This window comes from Streptococcus mitis (assembly GCF_901542415.1).
GTDB classification, from domain to species: domain Bacteria; phylum Bacillota; class Bacilli; order Lactobacillales; family Streptococcaceae; genus Streptococcus; species Streptococcus mitis_BL.
In genome coordinates this window covers 1,577,286-1,599,613 of sequence record NZ_CABEHV010000004.1, presented here as the reverse complement: position 1 = coordinate 1,599,613, position 22,328 = coordinate 1,577,286, and the positions used below count along the sequence as shown (strand labels likewise).

The 22,328-nt window shown below is 41.5% G+C and carries 21 protein-coding genes; 6 read left to right on the top strand and 15 right to left on the bottom strand.

Going from position 1 to position 22,328, the window contains the following annotated elements:
- Nucleotides 1-244: 244 nt before the first annotated feature.
- A complete protein-coding gene (locus tag FQT24_RS08330; RefSeq protein ID WP_004235732.1) occupies nucleotides 245-1,129 on the bottom strand; it encodes an SPFH domain-containing protein in 885 nt (294 codons plus the stop codon).
- A 259-nt stretch (nucleotides 1,130-1,388) separates the two neighbouring features.
- Between FQT24_RS08330 and FQT24_RS08325 the strand changes: the two genes are divergently transcribed.
- Together FQT24_RS08325 and FQT24_RS08320 are read left to right on the top strand one after the other, a co-directional pair.
- Entirely contained in the window at nucleotides 1,389-2,246 is an 858-nt protein-coding gene (locus tag FQT24_RS08325; protein ID WP_143952707.1) for a 5'-nucleotidase, lipoprotein e(P4) family, read from the top strand.
- 689 nt (nucleotides 2,247-2,935) lie between these two features.
- On the top strand, nucleotides 2,936-4,102 hold the full coding sequence (locus FQT24_RS08320; RefSeq protein WP_143951979.1) for an IS30 family transposase: 1,167 nt from the start codon (nucleotides 2,936-2,938) through the stop codon (nucleotides 4,100-4,102).
- Nucleotides 4,103-4,420: 318 nt separating this feature from the next.
- Here the strand turns inward: FQT24_RS08320 and adcA are convergent, their stop codons facing one another.
- The 13 genes from adcA to FQT24_RS08255 form a co-directional block, all read right to left on the bottom strand.
- A complete protein-coding gene (adcA, locus tag FQT24_RS08315; RefSeq protein ID WP_143952706.1) occupies nucleotides 4,421-5,926 on the bottom strand; it encodes a zinc ABC transporter substrate-binding lipoprotein AdcA in 1,506 nt (501 codons plus the stop codon).
- A gap of 9 nt (nucleotides 5,927-5,935) precedes the next feature.
- Nucleotides 5,936-6,742 (bottom strand): metal ABC transporter permease, encoded by an 807-nt coding sequence (locus FQT24_RS08310; RefSeq protein WP_143952705.1) that lies wholly within the window; start codon nucleotides 6,740-6,742, stop codon nucleotides 5,936-5,938.
- Nucleotides 6,735-7,439, bottom strand: a complete 705-nt coding sequence (locus FQT24_RS08305) for a metal ABC transporter ATP-binding protein (RefSeq protein WP_001269496.1) — start codon at nucleotides 7,437-7,439, stop codon at nucleotides 6,735-6,737. Before FQT24_RS08305 ends, FQT24_RS08310 begins: the two co-directional genes overlap by 8 nt.
- The gene (gene adcR / locus FQT24_RS08300; RefSeq protein ID WP_143952704.1) at nucleotides 7,439-7,879 is read right to left on the bottom strand and encodes a zinc-dependent transcriptional regulator AdcR; all 441 of its coding nucleotides are present in this window, start codon (nucleotides 7,877-7,879) and stop codon (nucleotides 7,439-7,441) included. Before adcR ends, FQT24_RS08305 begins: the two co-directional genes overlap by 1 nt.
- 151 nt (nucleotides 7,880-8,030) lie before the next feature.
- The gene (dltD, locus tag FQT24_RS08295; RefSeq protein WP_143952703.1) at nucleotides 8,031-9,299 is read right to left on the bottom strand and encodes a D-alanyl-lipoteichoic acid biosynthesis protein DltD; all 1,269 of its coding nucleotides are present in this window, start codon (nucleotides 9,297-9,299) and stop codon (nucleotides 8,031-8,033) included.
- A complete protein-coding gene (gene dltC, locus FQT24_RS08290; protein WP_000351967.1) occupies nucleotides 9,292-9,531 on the bottom strand; it encodes a D-alanine--poly(phosphoribitol) ligase subunit DltC in 240 nt (79 codons plus the stop codon). Before dltC ends, dltD begins: the two co-directional genes overlap by 8 nt.
- 13 nt (nucleotides 9,532-9,544) lie before the next feature.
- Nucleotides 9,545-10,789 (bottom strand): D-alanyl-lipoteichoic acid biosynthesis protein DltB, encoded by a 1,245-nt coding sequence (gene dltB, locus FQT24_RS08285; RefSeq protein WP_143952702.1) that lies wholly within the window; start codon nucleotides 10,787-10,789, stop codon nucleotides 9,545-9,547.
- Nucleotides 10,786-12,336: a D-alanine--poly(phosphoribitol) ligase subunit DltA gene (gene dltA / locus FQT24_RS08280; protein WP_143952701.1), complete on the bottom strand. Its 1,551-nt coding sequence runs from the start codon at nucleotides 12,334-12,336 to the stop codon at nucleotides 10,786-10,788. Before dltA ends, dltB begins: the two co-directional genes overlap by 4 nt.
- A 20-nt stretch (nucleotides 12,337-12,356) precedes the next feature.
- Nucleotides 12,357-12,488 carry a teichoic acid D-Ala incorporation-associated protein DltX gene (locus tag FQT24_RS08275; protein ID WP_000813667.1) on the bottom strand — a complete coding sequence of 44 codons (132 nt, stop codon included), beginning with the start codon at nucleotides 12,486-12,488 and terminating at the stop codon, nucleotides 12,357-12,359.
- A gap of 222 nt (nucleotides 12,489-12,710) precedes the next feature.
- A complete protein-coding gene (locus tag FQT24_RS08270) occupies nucleotides 12,711-13,415 on the bottom strand; it encodes an MIP/aquaporin family protein (protein WP_000980822.1) in 705 nt (234 codons plus the stop codon).
- Between the two features lie 70 nt (nucleotides 13,416-13,485).
- Nucleotides 13,486-15,312 carry a type 1 glycerol-3-phosphate oxidase gene (gene glpO, locus FQT24_RS08265; protein WP_143952700.1) on the bottom strand — a complete coding sequence of 609 codons (1,827 nt, stop codon included), beginning with the start codon at nucleotides 15,310-15,312 and terminating at the stop codon, nucleotides 13,486-13,488.
- Nucleotides 15,313-15,353: 41 nt separating this feature from the next.
- A complete protein-coding gene (gene glpK / locus FQT24_RS08260; protein ID WP_000076786.1) occupies nucleotides 15,354-16,862 on the bottom strand; it encodes a glycerol kinase GlpK in 1,509 nt (502 codons plus the stop codon).
- A 159-nt stretch (nucleotides 16,863-17,021) separates the two neighbouring features.
- Complete coding sequence (locus FQT24_RS08255; protein WP_143952699.1) at nucleotides 17,022-18,449, bottom strand: helix-turn-helix domain-containing protein; 1,428 nt, start codon at nucleotides 18,447-18,449, stop codon at nucleotides 17,022-17,024.
- A 164-nt stretch (nucleotides 18,450-18,613) separates the two neighbouring features.
- Between FQT24_RS08255 and hslO the strand changes: the two genes are divergently transcribed.
- The 3 genes from hslO to FQT24_RS08240 are packed head-to-tail and all read left to right on the top strand — an operon-like array spanning nucleotide 18,614 to nucleotide 21,006.
- Nucleotides 18,614-19,486: an Hsp33 family molecular chaperone HslO gene (gene hslO, locus FQT24_RS08250; protein WP_000357854.1), complete on the top strand. Its 873-nt coding sequence runs from the start codon at nucleotides 18,614-18,616 to the stop codon at nucleotides 19,484-19,486.
- Nucleotides 19,473-20,453 carry a tRNA dihydrouridine synthase DusB gene (dusB, locus tag FQT24_RS08245; protein ID WP_185952561.1) on the top strand — a complete coding sequence of 327 codons (981 nt, stop codon included), beginning with the start codon at nucleotides 19,473-19,475 and terminating at the stop codon, nucleotides 20,451-20,453. Before hslO ends, dusB begins: the two co-directional genes overlap by 14 nt.
- Nucleotide 20,454: 1 nt before the next feature.
- Nucleotides 20,455-21,006, top strand: a complete 552-nt coding sequence (locus FQT24_RS08240) for a cysteine hydrolase family protein (RefSeq protein ID WP_143952697.1) — start codon at nucleotides 20,455-20,457, stop codon at nucleotides 21,004-21,006.
- A 69-nt stretch (nucleotides 21,007-21,075) separates the two neighbouring features.
- On the opposite strand, the gene FQT24_RS08235 is transcribed toward FQT24_RS08240, so the two are convergent.
- Nucleotides 21,076-21,774 (bottom strand): hypothetical protein, encoded by a 699-nt coding sequence (locus tag FQT24_RS08235; protein WP_143952696.1) that lies wholly within the window; start codon nucleotides 21,772-21,774, stop codon nucleotides 21,076-21,078.
- A 279-nt stretch (nucleotides 21,775-22,053) separates the two neighbouring features.
- On the opposite strand from FQT24_RS08235, the gene FQT24_RS08230 reads away from it, so the two are divergent.
- Nucleotides 22,054-22,284 (top strand): hypothetical protein, encoded by a 231-nt coding sequence (locus FQT24_RS08230; RefSeq protein WP_033682492.1) that lies wholly within the window; start codon nucleotides 22,054-22,056, stop codon nucleotides 22,282-22,284.
- Nucleotides 22,285-22,328 lie beyond the last annotated feature (44 nt).

Genomic DNA, 22,328 nt, shown 5'->3' with positions numbered 1-22,328 from the left:
AATCTTTCTAGTTATTCCCTTATCACTCCAAGTTAAGGGAGACAACATACAATAATTTTAGTTAAATGTATATCAATGTTCTTTACTTTTCTTAACAAATACAATGCAAAAAGAGCCTGTTGCCAAGCTCTTTGTACTCAATGAAAATCAAAGAGCAAACTAGGAAACTAGCCGTAGGCTGTACTTGAGTACGGCAAGGCGACGCTGACGTGGTTTGAAGAGATTTTCGAAGAGTATTAGTCTATTATTTCTTCTCAGCACGGAGGGCTGACAAGATTTGTGTACGGATATCATCCACACCATTTGGCGTATTTGGTAAAAAGATGGTTTGATTTCCTTTAGAAGCAAAGGTATTCAAGGTATCCAAATACTGGTTGGTCAAGAGGATGGACATGATTTGTTCTTCTGTCATGCCAACATTGGCTTCCTTGAGTTCGGTGATAGACTCTGCCAATCCATCCACAATCGCTTTACGTTGTTGGGCAATCCCCACACCATGAAGGCGGTCTTTTTCTGCTTCGGCTTCAGCTGCAGTGACGATTTTAATCTTGTCAGCTTCTGCCAATTCTTGCGCTGCAACCCGCTTACGTTGCGCCGCATTGATTTCATTCATGGATTGCTTAACTTCTGCATCTGGTTCCACCTTAGTAATCAAGGTTTTCACGATAATATAACCGTAAGTTGTCATTTCTTCCGCCACTTGGTGTTGGACTTCAAGGGCAATCTCATCTTTTTTCTCAAACAATTCATCCAAGGTTAATTTGGGAACAGAAGAGCGAAGAGCATCTTCGATATAAGATTTAATCTGAGATTCTGGACGCATGAGTTTATAGTAGGCATCTGTCACGCTCTGTTCGTTGACACGGTACTGGGTCGCTACATTCATCATAACGAACACATTGTCCTTGGTCTTAGTCTCAACCACAATATCGCTTTGCAGCAAGCGCAACTGAATCCGAGCTGCAATCGAGTCAATCCCAAAAGGCAAGCGAATATGAATACCGCTATTGGCAACCTTTTGGTATTTCCCAAAGCGTTCAATAATCGCCACCGACTGCTGACGAACCACATAAACTGTACTCAGTGTGACTATCACCAATAGGAGCACACAAACCACCACAAAAATCATCAAAAATGTTGCCATTATCGTGACCTCCATTATTATTTTTTCCTGTATTATAGCACATTTAAAGAAGGCTGTGCAGTTTTTACTGCGATTTTTCCTGAAATGTCAATAATTAGAGGTGAAACCACATTTCAAGTTAGTAATCGCTTTTTTTCATTACATTATCTTCTATAGAATCTTCATCCATAGTCAGAGAATGACTTGCCTTAACTTTTCTCTCGTGCTATACTATTTATTGAAATGAATAAATAGGAGATATTTCATGAAAACAGCAAAAACTACTGTTACAATCCTTTCTGCACTTGCTTCTGTCGTCTTATTGGCTAGTTGTGCAACAAAGTCTACAGAAACACAGACAAGCAATAATAGCTCATCTGATAATCAGATTACATTGACATATGACCAACTACGGTCAAGAGAAAACACTATGTCAACCCTTTGGTATCAAAAATCAGCTGAAACTAAAGCTTTATACATACAGGGTTATAACGTTGCAACAAATCACCTAAAGGAATTGCTCAAAACAGAATCAGACAAACCTTACTCTATCGTTTTAGACTTGGATGAAACTGTCCTAGATAATAGCCCTTATCAAGTACAAAATGTCAAAGATGGTACAGCATTCACACCCGAAAATTGGGATGTTTGGGTTCAAAAAGCTTCAGCAAAAGCTGTCCCAGGTGCCAAGGATTTTCTTCAGTTTGCTGATCAAAACGGTGTCCAAATCTACTATATTTCTGACCGCTCAGCTAATCAAGTAGATGCTACTATTAAAAATCTAGAAAGTGAAGGAATTCCTGTTCAAGGACGTGATCATCTCATGTTCTTAGAAAGCGGTGTAAAATCCAAAGAAGGTCGTCGCCAAAAAGTTCAAGAAAAAACAAATCTTATCTTATTGTTTGGTGATAACCTCGTAGACTTTGCAGATTTTTCTAAGACTTCTGAATCTGACCGTGATAAACAACTTGAAGAATTGCAAAAAGAATTCGGTGAAAAATTCATCATCTTCCCAAATCCAATGTACGGATCATGGGAATCAGCTGTATACGGTGGTAACAAACTAGATGCTAAAGGTCAAGTAGAAGAACGCCAAAAAGCCTTGCAAGGTTTTGATAAATAAAACAAATAAACTAATTCTACATAAAATAAAATTAGCTTACAATCTTCAAAAAGTGGATAGGAAGGAATTCTGATAATCAGAAAACTTTCCTATCCACTTTTATAATTGATATAACATCAAGCTTTTATACATCTGATACTATACTTTTTTTGATTTTAAAGACTTTTTGCCTATCCCCTATATTTCAAGAATTAATCAATGTTGATGATCTAAATTTAATGTGATATACTATTTTGGTCATCGGTTACCTATTACGTTCCTATGGGTTCGTGAGAGGAGGTGAAACTAATGAGCCTTATACCAGAGCTTGCTCTTACTATTATAGCAGATGTTATAGCTGGAATTATCTTGTATTTCGTCTGCAAATGGCTAGATGGTAAGAAGTAGACCGAATGACTAGCCTATAAACACCCGTTAAATCGCTAAGATACGTAAAAAAAGCCCTTAACTACTGCAATAGTTAGGGGCTTTGGTGTTCTAATGAACCTTATACACTAACAACATTCTAGCATATAAGCCCAGATATTTCAAGAGTTTTATTCATTTTTAAAGTTCTGAAAGGTCCATAATGAAATTAGCTAATTTCTCAAAGTAACTTCCACTTGCCCAACCAAAGTGGAAATTAGTCTAAAACGGATTTTTATGGTGGAATTAAGTGTGAGACGTTTGAGTTAGAAATGAGGTCTACTATGACAAAACATAAACACCTTACCCTTTCAGACCGTAATGATATCCAATTAGGCTTAGAGCGCGGTGAAACCTTCAAAGCTATCGGACAATCCATTCTAAAAGACCCAACTACTGTTTCCAAAGAAGTCAAACGAAACAGACAAGTCCGAGAGTCTACATGCGATAACCTTCCTTGCCCTTTACTCGATAAGGCTCCCTTTGTCTGTAATGGATGCCCTAAAAGAAGACAAAATTGTGGATTTAAAAAAATCTTCTACCTTGCTAAACAAGCTCAAAAACAGTACGAACAAACTCTTGTCGAAGCTCGTGAAGGAACTCCCCTTAATTCCAAGGCCTTCTGGGACATGGACAAAGTCATTTCTGATGGTGTTAAAAAGGGACAACACATCTATCATATCCTCAAAACTCATAACCTTGATGTCAGTTCCTCAACCGTCTATCGACACATCCGAAAAGGATACCTATCTATCGCTCATATTGACCTAGCCAGAGCCGTTAAATTCAAAGAAAGACGGAAAAGGAAACTACCTTCCATCCCTAAAGAAGCTAAAAAAGGCCGTTCCTATGAGGATTTCCAAAACTATTTAGTCCTTAATCAACTAGACTCTTGGCTGGAAATGGACACAGTTCTGGGGAGGATGGGAGGTAAAGTCCTACTTACCTTCAACCTGTCTTTCTGTAACTTTATCTTCGCTAGGCTTCTGGATAATAAAACTGCCCTTGAGGTTACCAAACACCTCTATACCATCAAGAACACTCTTCATGAAGCTGATAAAGATTTCTTCCAACTCTTTCCTGTCATTCTTACCGATAATGGTGGAGAGTTTGCCAGGGTTGATGATATCGAAATGGATGTGCGAGGAGAGAGTAAACTCTTCTTTTGTGACCCTAATCGCTCTGACCAGAAAGGGAGAATTGAGAAAAACCACACACTGATTCGAGACATTCTACCTAAGGGAACTGCTTTTGACAACTTAACTCAAGAGGACATCAATCTCGTCTGCTCTCATGTCAACAGTGTCAAACGTGCTGCTTTGAATGGAAAGTCAGCCTATGAGCTCTTTGCCTTTACCTATGGAGAAGAGATTCCTAAGCTTCTAGGTATTTCTAAAATACCTGCAGAAGACGTCTGTCAGTCTTCGAAATTACTCCAACATAAGTTCTAAAAACTAACCTTTAACCGCATTCAAACGTCTCACACTAACTTCCACCATAGCGGAACTTAATCTGAAACGCTTTCAGATGAGGGGATTTTGTGCGCTCTTTTTTTCGATTCCTTTTGGTTACAAAAGCGATGAAATCAAGCATTAGTAAAACCAGTGGAACTTACCCTGACACGGATTTCCACTGGTTTTTAGGATTTTTATCAGACTAACTTCCACTTCTACTAGCGGTGGAACTTAGTTTGCGAATTTACCCATAATGAAATTAGCCATCTAGTATCCAAAAAAACGCCTAGCTCATAAGAACTAGTCAGTTTCTCATCAATGCGCCAACATTTCTTGGGCGATTTCTTGGCCAGATAGGTTATCTGGGTAGTAGGTTGGCCAGTTATCCATTTCTTCAAAGAGAGCTTCTTGGCTTGTACCTCCAAAGAAGATATGGAAATGTTCTGCCTTCACTGGAGCGATATTGTGGTCGCTAAACTGAACATACTTGAATTGTCCAGTGTCAGCATCTGTGGCTTCAAAGAGGAAGCGAACACCACGATTGCCTTTCTTGTAAGTCAAGATTTTCTTACCGACATACTTGTAAGTGTATTTTTTGCTTTGTCCACCTTGAACAAATTCCATAGTGTTATCAGTGATATTAATCTTAGTCACATCTGTCTGATAGCCTTTTGTATAGTAGGTCTTGTACTCAGCCTTTGTCATCTTACCAGTCAACTTAGCCTTGTAGTCAAAGACTTGATCAAACGTACCATCTTCAAGGAAAGGATAAACTGATTGCCAGTTACCTGCATAGTCACTCAAGGTGCGGTCCTTGACATCTGCATCTTCAAAGTAACCATTTTGGACTGTCTTGGTATCCTCTGACTTTTCAGGCTCGATTGCTGGACCTTCTTGGTCCGTTGTTTGTTTCAGAGCCTTGAGGTTTTTCTCCATCACAGAAATGTAGTTTTCGCCAGCCTTGGTATCCTCTTCTGTCAGACTTTCTAAAGGATTAAGGACATCAGTTTTGACACCTGCTTCTTTTGAAAGTGTATTAGCAAGGGCTTGTGAAGCATTTTCTTCAAAGTAGATATAGGCAATTTTATTTTTCTTAACGTACTCTGTCAATTCTGCCAAACGAGCAGCTGATGGCTCGGCATCTGGAGAAAGGCCTGAAATTGCGACTTGTTTGAGTCCATAGTCCAAGGCAAGATAGTTAAAGGCTGCGTGTTGAGTCACAAAGCTCTTTTGTTTAGCTTGAGATAAGCCTTCTGCATAAGCCTTATCCAAGGCTTGCAATTTTTCGATATAGGCAGCAGCATTCTTCTCAAAGGTCTCCTTTTTATCCGGATAATCTGCTGACAAGCTATCACGGATGTACTCTACAAGTTTAATGGCACGAACCGGTGATAACCAAACATGGGGATCGTACTCATGGTGATGTCCTTCTTCTCCATGGTCATGGTCTCCCTCTTCTTCCTCGCTACCTGGTAAGAGCAACATATCGCCTGTCGCCTTGATGGTTTTGACCTTTTTCTTATCCAAGGTATCTAGCAATTTAGGGACCCATGTTTCCATGTTTTCATTTTCATAAACGAAGGTATCTGCATCTTGGATTTTGGCAACTGCCTTGGCAGACGGTTCATATTCATGGGGTTCTGTACCAGCACCGATGAGGAGTTCTACATTAGCAGTATCTCCTGCGACTTGCTTGGTAAATTCATAGACAGGGTAAAAAGTTGTCACGATATTTAATTTGCCATCTGCCTGTTTTTGATTGGAACAAGCCACTAAAAACAAGGCACATAGACTGGCTAGCAATAAGCTAATTTTTTTCATGTTGGTCTCCTATTTGATAAAACGTCTTACTAAACTAATAAGTAAAAAGACAGTTACAAAAATAATGGTAATACTTGCACTTGCAGGTGTTTCTGCATAGTAGGAAATGTAAAGTCCTGCTACCATTCCCGAAAATCCAATAGCACTGGCAAGCAGCATAACGGATTTAAAGTTTTTCCCCAGACGAAGGGCAATACTAGCTGGTAAGACCATGATAGTCGATACCAAAAGAGCTCCTGCAGCAGGAATCATGAGGGCAATAGCTACCCCTGTCACCATGTTAAAAAGAATGGACATGGTACGAACTGGCAAGCCATCCACAAAGGCCGTATCCTCATCAAAGGTCAAGATATACATTGGACGAAGGAAGAGGAAGGTCAAAATCAAAACAACCGCCGCAATGACAAAAAGGGAAATGACCTGCTCTTCGCTAATAGTCACAATCGAGCCAAAAAGATACTGGTCCAAACTCATAGAGCTAGAACTTTTACCCTTGCTCATGACAATCAGAGAAACAGCCAGACCTGTTGACATGAGGATAGCTGTCCCGATTTCCATAAAGCTCTTGTAAACCGTACGGAGATACTCCAGAAAGACCGCCGCAATCAAAACAATGGCAATCGTAGAAATAGTCGGAGAAATCCCCAAAACCAGACCAAAAGCTACACCCGAAAGCGAGACGTGGCTGAGGGTATCACTCATCAAACTCTGACGGCGCAAGATAAGAAAAGTTCCAAGAACCGGCGAGAAAAGACTCATAGCAATAACCGCCAGAAAGGCACGTTGCATAAAGTCATAAGATAATAAACTAAGCATGGCCCACCTCCTGATCATTCTCATGAACGTTGAAACAACGCCATGGCGAGTCTTGGTTACGGACTAGATGAATATTGCGATCCGCATAATCCTTAACTTCTTCAGGGTCATGGGTAATCATCAAAACAGCCTTGCCATGATGATGGGCGCTGTGGTGCATGAGTTCGTAAAATTCATTTTTACTTCCTGCATCCATTCCCGTTGTCGGCTCATCTAGGATAAACACATCTGGATCCGAAGCAAACATGCGCGCAATCACCGCTCGCTGCTTTTGTCCTCCAGATAGAGACCCCAAGCGTTTGTCTCGGTGTTCCCACATACCAACTGAGTCCAAACTAGCCTTGATATGCTCCTCATCATGAGCATTCAAGCGACGGAACCATCCCTTTCGCGGATAACGACCCGACTTGACAAATTCATAAACCGTACTTGGAAAACCTGCATTAAAACTGGCAATCTGTTGAGGAAGGTAGGCTATTCTCAATTTCTTACCCTGCGTATTTGTCTTTGAAATGGTTACCTTACCAATGCGTGGTTGGAGGATTCCAAGACTGGCCTTGATGAGTGTCGTCTTAGCTGCCCCATTTTCACCTGTCAAGGTAACAAATTCCCCACTATCAACACTATAATTGATATGTTCAAGAACGGGTTCCTTATCATAATAGAAGGATAAATCCTCTACCGTAATATATCTCATTATTTGATTTCTCCTACTAAAGCAGTCAAAAACCGCTGAATCACTTTTTGTTCATTTGGAGTAAACTGAGTCGCCACTTCTTCATAGGTTAAAAGTGTATGCTCATGGTGATGATGGTGCTCCTCAGCGATTGGACGAGCCAAATCAGTCAACTGATAAAAAATCACACGCGCATCCTTAGGATCTTTAGATGTTTCCAACATCCCTTCCTTAACCAAAGACTTAATGGCCTTGGTAACTGCTGCCTGACTGACATTGAGACGACGAGCCAACTCTGAATTTGTTAAAGATTCCTCCGATAAGAGCATGAGGATATGCTCCTGGGTATTGGTCAGAGGTACCTCGCTAGTACAATGACCTATTAGGATTTCATGTTGGTTTTCCGCCTGTAAAATCACCTCATTCAAAAAGCCATCGATATCCTTCGCTAGCTGTCTCATATCTGACTCCTTTCCTTTTGGACTTCTCTTTTTAAGAGAAAAATACTATTCTTTGGAATTTTATTTACCAGTTAATTATATCACAAGCAAAAAAAGAGTCAAGAAAAAACGTGAAAATAGGCTTCATTCTTGGACTCTTCGACATTATTATCTATTGAAATTCTTTGACATCTCCATCATAAGTCGCCCAATCTTTGCTGAAAAAGCGCTCATTCAGATGGTAAGTGGGAGCTGTTGTGGGATTGGATAGGAAAGGATCAACTGCCTTGTCAAAAGCCAACCAACCCAACCAACCAAGGTGAATGGTGTCCTTCATAAAGAAAGGCTCCCCGCCGTCCTTAGAAAAATCTGCTATATTGGTAAAACCTTGACTTTCTAACTGGTAGCGAATCTTCTGCACCGTTTGTTGGTACATATCCTCTCGTAGACCAGCGTAGTCCATCCATTTTTTATTAACAGGTGGAATGATAAAAATCGGGTTTACCTTAGATTTAGAAAACTGTGTCAACACTAACTGCAAGTCATTATATTCTGGCGACTTGAGATAGGTAAAGCTTTTCTGAGAATCCTTTAATTTCTTCAAATCCTTCTTAATCTGCGTATTATAGAAATAATTCTCCATTCCCAGATCATTATTAGAAGTATTCTTTTCTGCATCTGCTTTAACAACATCTTCTATAGCTTGATAAGAAAACTGGTCTGGCAAGGTCTTTAAATACTTAACTACATGCTTATCATAATTGACATAGCCTCTAACTGAAAACTGACCAAAAAAGGAAGCTTGACGTTCATTAAACCGAGCTAATAATTCAATCATTTCATTGTCTGCAGACGACAATTCTTCTTTACTTGCCAACTTCTGAACCAGGTCCTTCATAGCTACGTTTGGGAACTGCTGTAGTAAGCGAGTCGCTGCATATTGACTAGCCTGATCCCCAGATTGATGTTCCAGAAAACTGGTCAACTGGTCTCCATTAAAATACTGCTGAAAGGCTGCTGGCTCATAGCCATTTTTACTAAACCACTGGGGCGAGATAACATATACAACTTGTTTATTCTCCAGTTGTGGCAGCATCTGTTGCATACCAAAATACTGATTGAGCGAGGCAGCTCCCCTCTGTCCTAAAAGATAGGGGCGATAAGAGCGGTTGTATTTCTCAGCCAATACCGCAGGATGGGCACCGTCAAAACGAAGCCATTCACTGGAGCCAAAGAAGGGAACAAAACGCATATTTGGATCAGATAGTGCTCTGACCTTTTGACTTCGCTCCTTAAAACTATCGATAGTAGTAGCCACCGCCGAACGCTTTTCAGCTCCCAGATCATGGCGCATCTCAGCAGGATAGAAAAAGATAAGCAGAAAAACCAACAAACCAGCTATCAAGACCGGTCCGAAGATCATCCATAAGCGTTTAAGCATTTTGTAGCTCCACAATACCAGCTATGATTTTATTAGCTGTATTCCAGTCGTCGCGACCAAACTCTGTAACAGGAACACGAATGTCAAAGCGGTTTTCAATCTCCACAATCAACTCAACCGTTCCCATACTATCCAAGACACCTGCATCAAAAAGATCTTCATCCATCATGTCAGAAACATCTTCCATAAACAACTCATCAATAATTTCGATAACTTCTGATTTGATATCCATATTTTATTTCCTTTTATTTTTTAAACCATAGATCATTCAAGAATCCAGAAAAGATTAAGAATGACAGCATGACGACATGGAAGGTGACAACCATGCCAAGCAACTGAATCCAGCGATTCTCAGGTAAAGCAGACTTCCCTGCTTTTTTCCGTTCCTTATTGAGTGTTTTTTTCTTACGAACCCAAGCGTCATTGACGACCAGCCCAATCCCATGAAAGAGTCCATAGGCGATATAGTACCAGGTCACTCCATGCCAAAATCCCATAATCAGCATATTTACAATGTAGGCCACACTTGAGGTTACATTACGATTCTTAAAGACCTTCTTTCTGGTCAACACCATCACCATTCGCATAAAGACAAAGTCACGGAACCAGAAAGAAAGACTCATATGCCAACGATTCCAAAATTCCTTCAAATCCCTTGATAAAAAGGGCTTGTTAAAGTTGATGGGGCTACGGATTCCCATCAAGTTTGAGATGGCTAAGGCGAACATAGAGTAACCTGCAAAGTCAAAGAAGAGCTCAAGACCAAAGGTATACATGACCACTAAAGCATAGAGATTAAAGAAACCACCTGACTGCAGGGCTAGATTCTTCAGAGGAGGCAACAAGGTCTCTCCTAAAACATGAGCTAGGATAAACTTATACAAAAAGCCCCACATGATATAGCGAACAGATTCATCCAGCATATCCATCAACTCATCTCGCTCAGGAATGGTCTGATAATTTTCATTAAACCGCTTAAAGCGATCGATTGGGCCACTTGAAAAAGTCGGCATGAAGAGAAGGAAACGGAGAAATTCCCAGAGGGTAAAATCTTTAATCACCCCATCTCTCAGCTCGATGATAATCCCAACCGAACGAAAAGTCAGGTAAGAAATTCCCAAAAATCCAAGCAAAGACTGCGTTCCATTGATAGCCGGCTGCACCTTGACAAAGATAATCGGGAGAAGGGACAGAAAACTAACTAGGTAGAAAACCCACTTGTCATCCTTACTTTTTCGATAGTGCTTGTAGAAAAGCAGGAGCAATATCTCCCAGCAAAGGTAAATACCCAAGGCAGCCAATTGATTGGTCTTCCCACCTACCAACATGGTGACGATAAAGAAAAGACTAACCAGCACTTCATACCAGGCAAAGCGTTTCTTGAAAAAGAGACCGATAAAGATAGGCAAGGTTGCAGCAATCACATAGACAAAATACTGAGGATTGCCGTATGGCTCTAAATGAGGAAGCTGTTGAAAGAACTCCATCATCTCTGATTCACCTCGTTAATCAATCCTTTGATATCAATTTTTCCATTTGGAGTCAGTGGCAAACTGTCTCGGTAAAGGAATTTAGACGGCATCATGTAGGACATCATGATATCTGTTAAATCTTCCTTGATAGCCTTGGTAATATCAATATCTCGCTCAAACTGCTCACGCACACCATCTTTTAAGATGACATAGGCCAGCAGATTTTGTACCTTGTGGTCCTTGTTATAACGTGGAACAGCAACAGCAGACTCGATAAAGCGAGACTTATTAAGATTTTGAGAAACATCTTCTAACTCAATGCGGTAACCGTTGAACTTGATCTGGAAGTCCATGCGTCCGCCGTAGAGAAGCAAGCCCTCATCTGTCATAGTTCCCACATCGCCTGTATGGTAGGCTGGTAGACCTTCAAACTCAAAGAAGGCTTCTGCTGTTTTTTCAGGATTGTTCATATAACCTTTTGAAACGGCTGGTCCAGAAACAATGATTTCTCCCTGTTCGCCATTTGGCAATTTATTGCCTTCCTCGTCAATGATAAAGGTTGGAGAATCAGCCTTGGTATAGCCAATTGGGAGGCGTTTGAGAGTCTCTAGCATCTCGTCTGTCACGGCAACTGCTGACAGAGCCACTGTCGCTTCTGTTGGGCCGTAGGCATTGATAATTCGAGCATTTGGGAAACGTTCGCGCAGTTTTTGAGCCGTTTTGACCGTCAATTCTTCACCATCAAAGTAGAAATGCGTGATTCCAGGCATTTTCTCACTATTAAAGTCTTCTGACAACATGGCCATATCCGCAAAAGAAGGCGTTGATGTCCAGATAGCGATTGGCAATGAAAAGATGGTCGCAAAGAGTTGCTTAAAGTCCTGAGTAATAGCTGAAGGAAGGGCAAAAAGTGTACCACCCAGTGCCAAGGTCGGTGCCCAATACATGACAGACAGGTCAAAAGAATAAGGTGGCTGAGCCAGCATTTGCGGACGACTTGGCGTCGCAAATTCCTTGTCCGTAATCATCCAGTTGGTAAAGCTGAGGAGATTATCATGTGAAATCTGCACTCCCTTTGGCTTACCAGTCGTACCAGAAGTAAAGATAATGTAGTAATTATCATCTCCCTTGACTGGATGCGTGATCTCATAGTTATTCCCCTGAGCAAAGGCTTCTTGAACCTGAGCTAGAGTCATCATCGGTGTAGAAACCTGCTCCAATGGAAAGTCTGAGATGGCAATAATCAAACTTGGCTCCGCTACTTCTAAAATAGCTGAAACTCGCTCCAAGGCTGAATGACTGTCAATGGGAATGTAGGCGTGACCTGACTTAGTCAGCGCTACAAAGGTTGCCAACATTTCATATTCTTGGCCACCAAAAACGACCACAGGAGACTTCTCTGGCAAATCCAGTTGATCAATGGCTGCAGCCAAACTATCCGAATCAGCCTTTAAATCTCCATAAGTATGTTCCTGTCCCAAAACATTGTAAACAGGATAGCTAGGCTGTGTCTGAGCAAAATGCTCAATGGTTTCAATCATATCTACTATTGGTTTATTTGACACAATAGGAATTCTCCTTCAAGTTAAAATTCATTATAGATAAAGCTTCCTTGACCCTGGCCAAGATAGCTAAAGAAGTAAAGCAGCCCTAGAAAGATAAGAAAATACAAGGCTGTCCGACCAAGAAAGAGGTACAATTCTTTTCTCTGTTTCATCAAGAAAAACCATTCATTTCTGTAATTTTTGCTAAATAAGATGAACTCTTACTATAGTATTTTTCTACCATTGTACCACTTTATAGGGTAATTTTTCAATTGTTTGCCGTACATTTTCACTAGATTTCAGTTTATTTTAAGGATTATGCGGTTTTTCTATGTATATTTTAAAAAAGCCTGAGATTTTCATCTCAAGCTCTATCAACATAATTGTTTTCTAGGTTAGAAAAGTGAGAATACAAGAACAGCCAAGGCTGCACCGATAACAGGGCCAACAACTGGAATCCAAGCGTAAGACCAGTCTCCGTCTCCCTTGTTTGGAATTGGTAAGATGCTGTGCATGATGCGAGGACCAAGGTCACGAGCTGGGTTCAAAGCATAACCAGTTGTCCCACCTAGTGAAAGACCGATACCGACAATCAAGGTACCCACTGCAAAGGTTCCGATACCTGCCTGAAAATCGTAAAGCCCCAAAGCAAAGATTGTCAACACCAAAACAAAGGTTCCAAGGATTTCACTAATCAAGTTTGATACAGTATCTTTGATAGCTGGTCCTGTGCTGAAAGTAGCCAAAATATTTCCTGCATTTTCTTCTGCCTCATAGTGCGGCTTGAATTGCAACCAAACCAAAATCTGACCCAGCATAGCCCCTGCAAACTGGGCTAAGATATAAGGGAAAACGGAAGCCCAAGGCAAACCACCTTTTAAGGCCACACCGATGGTCACAGCTGGGTTTAAATGAGCTGGACTGAGCTTGCCAGATACAAATACTGCAACTGCAACTGCAATCCCCCAACCCATGGTAATCACTATCCAACCTGAGCTGTTGCTCTTGGTTTTAGGAAGAACCACACCTGCAACAACACCATTTCCTAGAAGAATCAGGATTAAAGTCCCCAAAAATTCTCCAAATAATTCATTCATCATCTTTCTGTCTCCATTAAAAAGGAGGAGAGGGTAGACTAGGAGTCCTGCCCGCCACCTCTTTTATTTTTTCTTAATTTTTTAATTCTGCTAAATCGTTGTTAGCGAGAGCTGCTTCGACATCAGCACGGTAAGTTGCTTTTTCTTCTTCTGTCCAGTCATAGAATCGTCCCATTTCATCCAAAACTGGCTCAACGATGCTATCCAAGCTATCACGCATAAAGAGCATATGGTTGGTACGACGAAGAAGGAAGTCAACTGGGCTAAGAGCCAACTCATTGCGCATTGCATAGTGAAGTGACAAAGTGTCTGCCAAACTGAGTCCTGGCGCTTGTTCTAAGCTGTGAGCAAGAGCAAAGACTTTCGGTGCATTTGAACCGTAAAGATTTGCGAGATAGTGGGCTTCCTTACTATCCAAGCCACGTGACACTCCAAGTTGCGCAAAGGCTTCGATTTCTGAGTCCACATTTGCTGGGTTCAATTCCCCACCTGAAACAGGGTAAGTCTTAGAATTGATGAGTTTAAAGCTACGGTCAAATTCTGCTTTGAGGATGTCAACCACGCGCTCCATAGCTCCTTCAGCCATCTTACGGTAGTCTGTGATTTTACCACCAGCAAGGGTCAAGAGACCATTATCATCACGATCCAAGCTCGAACCACGAGAAACTGCAGATGGGTCCAAATGTTTCTCAGAGGTACTGCTTTCAAGCTTGCTGACAGCAGACTCAACATCTTCACGCGTTTTTTCTTTAGAGAGATAAGATTCAACAGTCGCAATCAAGTTGTTAAAGCTTTCATCACTGATGGTTCCGTTATTTCCTCCATTGTAGTCAGAAGCGCTATTGCCTGCGATCAATGGACGAAGACCTGCCCAGCTACTTTCGATATCATCAATGGTGATATTGGCTTCTGGGAAGCGGTTGTTGACAATGCCAAGCAGGTAATCTACATCTTCCTGCGTCACTTTTGGATGTTCCAAATCACCTGTGTAGTCTGTGTCAGTTGTACCGAAGTAAGTCTTGTTTTCACGTGGGAGAACAAAGACCATACGGCCATCACCCAAACCTGTGTCAAAGTAAACTGGCTGTGAAACCTTGATCTTGCTTGAATCCACGACTAGGTGAACTCCCTTAGTTGGACGCATTTGTGAGAATTGGGTTCCCTTATTAGACAAATTGCGTACCTTATCACTCCAAGGACCTGTTGTGTTAATCACCAGACGGGCCTTGATTTCAAAGACTTGGTCTGTCAAGAGATCACGAGCTACAACACCTGTAATCTTGCCACTTTCGTCAAATAAGAAACCTTCTGCTTTAACGTGGTTGGCAATGAGGGCACCGTCTTGGTTGGCACGTTTGATGTTTTCAATCACGAGACGTGCATCGTTGTTACGGAAGTCAAGGTAAACCCCACCTCCTACCAAACCTTCTTTCTTCAAGTTTGGCTGGCGTTCCAAGACTTCTTCCTTACTCAAGACCTTGTTAGCAGCTGGTGTGTTGTTAACTCCTGCCAAAAGGTCGTACAAATCCATAGCTACTTTAAGACGGAAGAGGCTAAAGGTTGCTCCATCTTCATCGTAAACTGGCAAGAGCATTGGGTCCGGTTTTGGAATGTGTGGTGCGATTTGTTGAACCACTGCACGTTCAGAAACTGTATCTGATACTACTTCTACATCAAATTGCTTAAGGTAACGTAGTCCTCCGTGAACCAATTTTGTTGAACGACTGGATGTTCCTTCTGCGAAGTCCTGCATTTCAATCAAACCAGTATCTAGACCACTAGCTGCTGCCTGCAAGGCTACACCAGCCCCTGTAATTCCTCCACCGATAATCAAGAGGTCCAAGGTACGTTCCTGCATTTTTTGAATTGATAATTCACGTGTTTTCTTTGAAAATTCCATATTTACACACTTTCTAACTAAGTCGCTTTATTCTTCCAGTATTAGTCGTCTACTTCCGCAAAGACTTGGGTTGCTTTCACAGCTTTCTTCCAGCCCTTGTAGAGTTGTTCCTTTCGAGATTCGTTCATAGATGGCTCGAAGAGCTCTCCTGTCTCGTTCAAGAGTTTCAACTCATCCAAGTCTTTCCAATAGCCCACTGACAAACCTGCTAAGAAGGCTGCCCCCAAAGCTGTTGTTTCCAAGTTTTTGGCGCGTGCGATATCGATTCCCAAAATGTCAGCTTGGAACTGCATGAGGAAGTTGTTCATAGCTGCACCACCATCTACTTTCAAGACTTGGATAGCTGTTTGAGCATCTACCTGCATCGTATCGATAATATCACGCACTTGATAAGCGATAGATTGCAAAGTTGCCTTGATAAAGTCTTCTTTAGTTGTTCCACGAGTCAAACCAAAGACAGAACCGCGAGCGTTTTGGTTCCAGTATGGAGCACCTAGACCTGTAAAGGCTGGAACGACATAAACTTCATCATTGTTGTGAGAATCACGAGCGTATTTTTCAGATTCTGGTGAATTTTCAACCATGCGAAGACCGTCACGAAGCCATTGAATGGCACTTCCTGCGATGAAGATAGAACCTTCCAAGGCATAGTAAACCTTGCCGTTGATTCCGTAACCAATGGTTGTTAATAGGTTGTTCTCAGACAACTGCATCTCTTCACCAGTATTCATGATGATGAAAGAACCTGTTCCATAAGTATTCTTGACCATACCTGGTTCAAAGGCCAACTGTCCAAAGAGGGCTGCTTGTTGGTCCCCAGCCATACCTGAGATTGGGACTTCTCCACCATAGAAATGGAATGGGGCTGTCTTACCGTAGATTTCAGAGTTAGAACGAACTTCCGGAAGCATAGCCTTTGGAATGTTGAGGATTTCCAAAATCTCATCATCCCATTTAAGTTCTTTAATGTTATAAAGCATGGTACGAGCTGCGTTTGAGTAGTCCGTCACGTGAGCCGCACCGTCAGTCAATTTCCAAACCAACCAAGTATCGATGGTACCAAAGAGCAATTCCCCTTTTTCCGCTCGCTCTTGAGCGCCTTCTACATGGTCCAAAATCCAACGAACCTTAGTCGCTGAGAAGTAAGCATCGATAATCAAACCAGTCTTTTCATGGAATTTTTCCACATAACCTTGACTTTTTAGTTGCTCAGCCAAAGGTGCTGTCTGGCGTGACTGCCAAACAATAGCATTGTAGATAGGGAGCCCTGTTTTCTTATCCCAGACGACAGTTGTTTCACGTTGGTTGGTAATCCCGATTGCTTCGATTTGATTTGGCTTGACACCACTTTCGATGAAAGCACCCGCAATAACTGACTGAACAGAGTTCCAAATTTCATTGGCATTGTGCTCTACCCAACCTGCCTGAGGGAAAATCTGGGTAAACTCTTTTTGACTCGAGCTAACTTTTTCTCCTTTTTTGTTGAAAATGATGGCACGAGAACTTGTAGTTCCCTGATCAATGGCCATGATGTATTTTTCTTGTGACATGTGCTGTCCTCCTGATAAAGATCTTGAGGATGTTTCCTCTTTACACTAACTAGTATACAAAATAAAGCGCTTTCTTGTTCATCAACTTTTTTTAATTTTTTAAAAAATGTGAGTAGATTGTGTGAATTTCACAAAAAAGACCTGGAACAACCAAGCCTTTTAAGTGAATAATAACTGACGAATCGCTGCCAAATCTTCCAAATCCAAGTCGTTTTTTAAATAATAAACTGGAGTCTGTTCCTTCTTATGAATCGGGTTATTGGTAACCAGCAAATCATAATGTCGAGTTCGGTCATAGGCTTCAATGGTAATAAAACGATTGTATTCCAAATACCGTTTTAAAATAGCGGCCATCCTTGAAAAGACAAGAAAACCAGATGTCAAATCCAGACCAATCCGCATATGCTGACCACCATTTTCAGCCATATATTCGATTAACTGAAGCCATTCCCAGAGAATCTTCTTATCCAAATCCGTCCCCTGATGAAAGGCAGGCAAGGCACGAAAAATCTCCTCTGCCGTTCCCTTAAAATCATGTTCCATCAGCAAATAAGGATGACGATTCTCCAACTGGTACTTGTAGCGGTCCTGTAAGATATAACCCTTATATAGATAAACTTGACCACAGAGCTGGCTGAGTTCATAGGTGACATGGTCCTCTGTGTAGTCCCCCAGCAGCTCCTCCTTCTTCATTTCTTGAATCAATTGCGTCAGCAAATCTGCCAACTGCCCTCCAAAACCAAGGATATACTCCATAGTATGAAGAGGAAGAATGCGATGAGATAAGAGGAAAGAGAAGAAAATCATCATCTCCCCATCCTCAGTTCCTAGAGGAAGGTGTTGTCCAGCGAAAAAGGACGGAGCCTTTCGATGCAAACGAAGGTAGAAAATATTGTCAAAATACCCTCGCATTTTCTCTTCTATCACTTGAAACTGACAGGCATTGACCCGGAGACGTTGTTGACTGATGTGAGACCAGAGAACCAAATCCAATTTCTGACCCGAAGACAAGCTTGCACCGCAAATTTCTTCTAGTGTAGCAATCTCCTGTTTTCTCTCTGGTTTCTGCATATGGCCTTCCCATTCCTGACTCGACCAGACCTTGCGAAAAAGACAGAAATAGAAATAGCGAATCTGATGCTCTGGACCTCGCCAACGTCCATTTTGAATAGATAAATCAAATTCTGACAAAATCTGATTTAAGCTAGCTAAGTGGCGACCAAGCGTAGCCTCACTAATCATCAATTCTTGAGCCAGCTGATGAGCTAAAAACTGTTGGTGGTAGAGAAGATAAACCAAAATCTGGTATTTAACAGCATTCTCCAAAAACAAGCTCCGAATATCTCTCCCCTTGGTAGCTGCACCGATTGACAGACGCAGATTTTCATCTTCTAAGTGAATAGTCAGCTCTAAGCCACTGTCCAAAGCCTTTTCATTAAGCAGGGTGACATATTTGGTTAGGGTTGCTTTTGAAAATCCTGTTTCCTCCATTACAGCCTTGACGGTCGTCTGAGACTCTTGTAATAGAAAGGAAAGGATTGAAAATTGGCCAGATTCGGCCTTTTCCATCAAATCTCCTAAATACATTTGTTACCCCTTTCATTTTCTACCTTAAGCATAGCATAAATCTTACAAATGCTGAAATAATCTGTTTCTCTTTTTATTTTCATGCTGATTTCCTAGTCCATTATCCTAAAAATCAACAAACACACGGCTCCCCCTTTGGGCATTTTTATGCTAAAATAGTAGCTATGGATAAAATTATTAAAACTATATCAGAAAGCGGAGCCTTTCGTGCTTTTGTCCTTGATAGCACAGAAACCGTCCGCACTGCTCAAGAAAAACACCAAACCCAAGCTAGCTCAACTGTAGCGCTTGGTCGAACTCTTATCGCTAGCCAGATTCTCGCAGCCAATGAAAAAGGAAATACTAAACTAACAGTTAAGGTGCTGGGCTCTAGCTCTCTAGGTGCCATTATCACGGTCGCTGATACCAAGGGGAACGTCAAAGGCTATGTTCAAAATCCTGGTGTTGACATCAAAAAGACTGCAACTGGTGAAGTTCTAGTCGGACCTTTTGTTGGAAATGGTCAATTTCTCGTTATCACAGACTACGGTACTGGAAATCCTTACAACTCTATGACTCCCCTCATTTCTGGGGAAATCGGTGAAGACCTGGCCTTTTACCTGACCGAAAGTCAACAAACACCTTCAGCAGTCGGCCTCAATGTCCTTTTGGACGAGGAAGACAAGGTCAAGGTTGCTGGTGGTTTCCTAGTTCAAGTCTTGCCGGGAGCCAAGGAAGAAGAGATTGCTCGCTTTGAAAAACGCATCCAAGAAATGCCAGCTATCTCGACTCTTCTAGAGAGTGAAGACCATATTGAAGCCCTCCTTAAAGCTATCTACGGTGACGAGGCCTACAAGCGTCTTTCTGAAGAAGAAATCCGTTTCCAATGTGACTGTAGTCATGAACGCTTTATGAACGCTCTTGCCAGCCTTCCAAGCTCAGACTTACAGGAAATGAAAGAGGAAGACCACGGGGCAGAAATCACTTGTCAATTCTGCCAGACAACTTACAACTTTGATGAAAACGACCTGGAGGAACTCATTCGTGACAAATCTTAATACACCTTTTATGATTGGCAATGTTGAGATTCCCAATCGTACCGTTTTAGCGCCTATGGCTGGCGTGACCAACTCAGCCTTTCGTACCATCGCAAAAGAGCTCGGAGCTGGACTCGTTGTAATGGAAATGGTCTCTGACAAGGGAATCCAATACAACAACGAAAAAACCCTGCACATGCTTCATATCGATGAGGGCGAAAACCCTGTCTCTATCCAACTTTTTGGTAGCGATGAAGACAGCCTAGCACGCGCAGCAGAATTTATCCAAGAAAACACCAAGACCGATATCGTCGATATCAACATGGGCTGCCCTGTCAACAAAATCGTGAAGAACGAAGCTGGTGCTATGTGGCTCAAGGATCCAGACAAGATTTACTCCATCATCAACAAGGTCCAGTCTGTCCTTGATATCCCACTTACTGTCAAAATGCGTACCGGCTGGGCGGACCCATCTCTGGCAGTAGAAAATGCCCTCGCTGCTGAAGCTGCAGGTGTTTCTGCCCTCGCCATGCATGGCCGTACCCGTGAACAAATGTATACTGGCCACGCAGACCTTGAGACCCTTCACAAGGTCGCTCAAGCTTTGACCAAGATTCCATTTCTCGCCAACGGTGACATCCGTACGGTCCAAGAAGCCAAGCAACGCATCGAAGAAGTTGGTGCTGACGCAGTCATGATTGGCCGAGCTGCCATGGGAAATCCTTACCTCTTCAACCAAATCAACCATTACTTTGAAACAGGAGAAATCCTACCTGATTTGACCTTTGAAGACAAGATGAAGATCGCCTACGAACACTTGAAACGATTGATTGACCTCAAAGGAGAAAACGTCGCAGTTCGTGAATTCCGCGGCCTCGCTCCTCACTATCTCCGTGGAACATCTGGCGCTGCCAAACTCCGTGGAGCCATTTCACAAGCTAGCACCCTAGCAGAGATTGAATCCCTCTTGCAATTGGATAAGGCTTAAAATGGTTCATACTGCTCTACTGATTATCGATATGCAAAAAGCATTTGATAACCCTATCTGGGGAGAACGAAATAACCCTCAAGCTGAACAACAAGCATTGAGGATACTGGCATACTTTCGTAAACACGCTCTTCCAGTCTTACATGTTCAACACATATCTGACAACCCCCAGTCGCAATTTCATAACAAACAAAATCAGGTATTTAAAAGTGGATTTGAGCCAGTTACTGCAGAACCTGTCTTTCAAAAAACGGTTAATAGCGCCTTCATTGGAACAAATCTTGAAACATATTTACGAACAAATCAGATTTGTCATTTAGTCGTTGTTGGTTTGACCCTGCCTCATTGTGTATCTACTACGACACGAATGGCAGCAAATCTTGGTTTTGAAGTCACTTTACTAGCAGATGCCACTGCCAGTTTTACCCTATCTAACAAAAACGGTCAGGCCATCTCTCCTGAGACTATCCATGAGATTAATCTCCTTTCTCTACAAGATGAGTTTGCTCAAATTCTTACTACAGAAGAATTTTTAACCCAAATGCAAGTATAAAATAATCCGTCAACTCTTATTGAGCTGACGGATTTTCTTTAATTGTAAAAATTCGAATACTGAGAGTTATTATTGATTCAAAGTAACGCTAGAAACCTTGCCATCCGCTCCTGTTGTAATTTGGATGACTTTTCCTCCACCGATTCTGGCATTATACTTACCATCATCAAGAGTATAAGAATAGCCTTTGATAGAGTAATTTTCTTTCTTTCCATCAGCAGATTCTACTGTAAATTGACCACCTGATGAAACTGTGATGGTTTCGCCATTAGCTCCCTTCCAATTGCCCGCTGCAGCTGAGAAATCACCATCTACCATGGTTAAAACACCCTTGTAGCGTTTATTTTGCTCTGCTTGCTTATCTTGAAGTTTGCGGTCAGTTGTAGGATCATAGCTTGATTGGTTAGACTGGGCTTGAGAAGCCTGTTGGGTTGAAGGAGCCTGAGCAGGCGTTTGATGACTAGCTGCCTGTTGATTAGCCACTTCTTGACCTTGTCTTTGCTCTGGTGCAGGTGTCACTTGTGATGGCGTTGCACTTGCTGAAGACTGGTCAGTAGACGCCTTGGTCTTTTCAGATGAAGCTGAACTTGAGGATTTCTGAGTCTTGCTTTCTTTGTTAGCAGAAGCTGCTTTAGAGCTTGATGATTGGCTGGTCTTAGCAGAACTGCTCGCTTGAGTTGTTTCCTTTTTATTTCCACAAGCTCCTAATAGCAAAGTAGAAGCCAATACAGTCGCTGCCATCAATTTGATATAGGTTTTCTTTTTCATTTTTCTACTCCTTTGTAATATTTTAGAAATATAAAGAAATCTTTTTGTAATATGATTGTAACATTATGTTTTAAATATGTCAACAATTTATCTAAACTATTTTAAAAATCTTAAATACTTTAGATACATTTACTCCTCCTACTCTTCTATTCGTAATAAAACAGAAAAACAGGAGATTTTCCTATTAAAAATTTGAATTTGTTTTTTGTGTAATCGCTTGCAACTTTAAGTGCAAAGGAATATAATAACATTGAAATAGAATATAGGAGGTGTAGGATTATGTTAAGCAAATATTACAAGTATCTTCCTTGGTTGATTGTGACAGCTATTGTCTCTTATCAATCAGCCACTTACTATGCGCGAACTGCATTTGATGTGTTTTATCTGACTACAATCTTTTTGATTGTTTATATCGCTTTGTTATTCCTACACGAAAAATATCTCAAGTATCGATACAAAGACTTTTTTACTCACATGTTGAGTAATTCTAAGAAGGATAGCCATCCCTAAAAACAGTCGCAACAGCAAAGCAAACTAATAAAGGCAAACAAAGA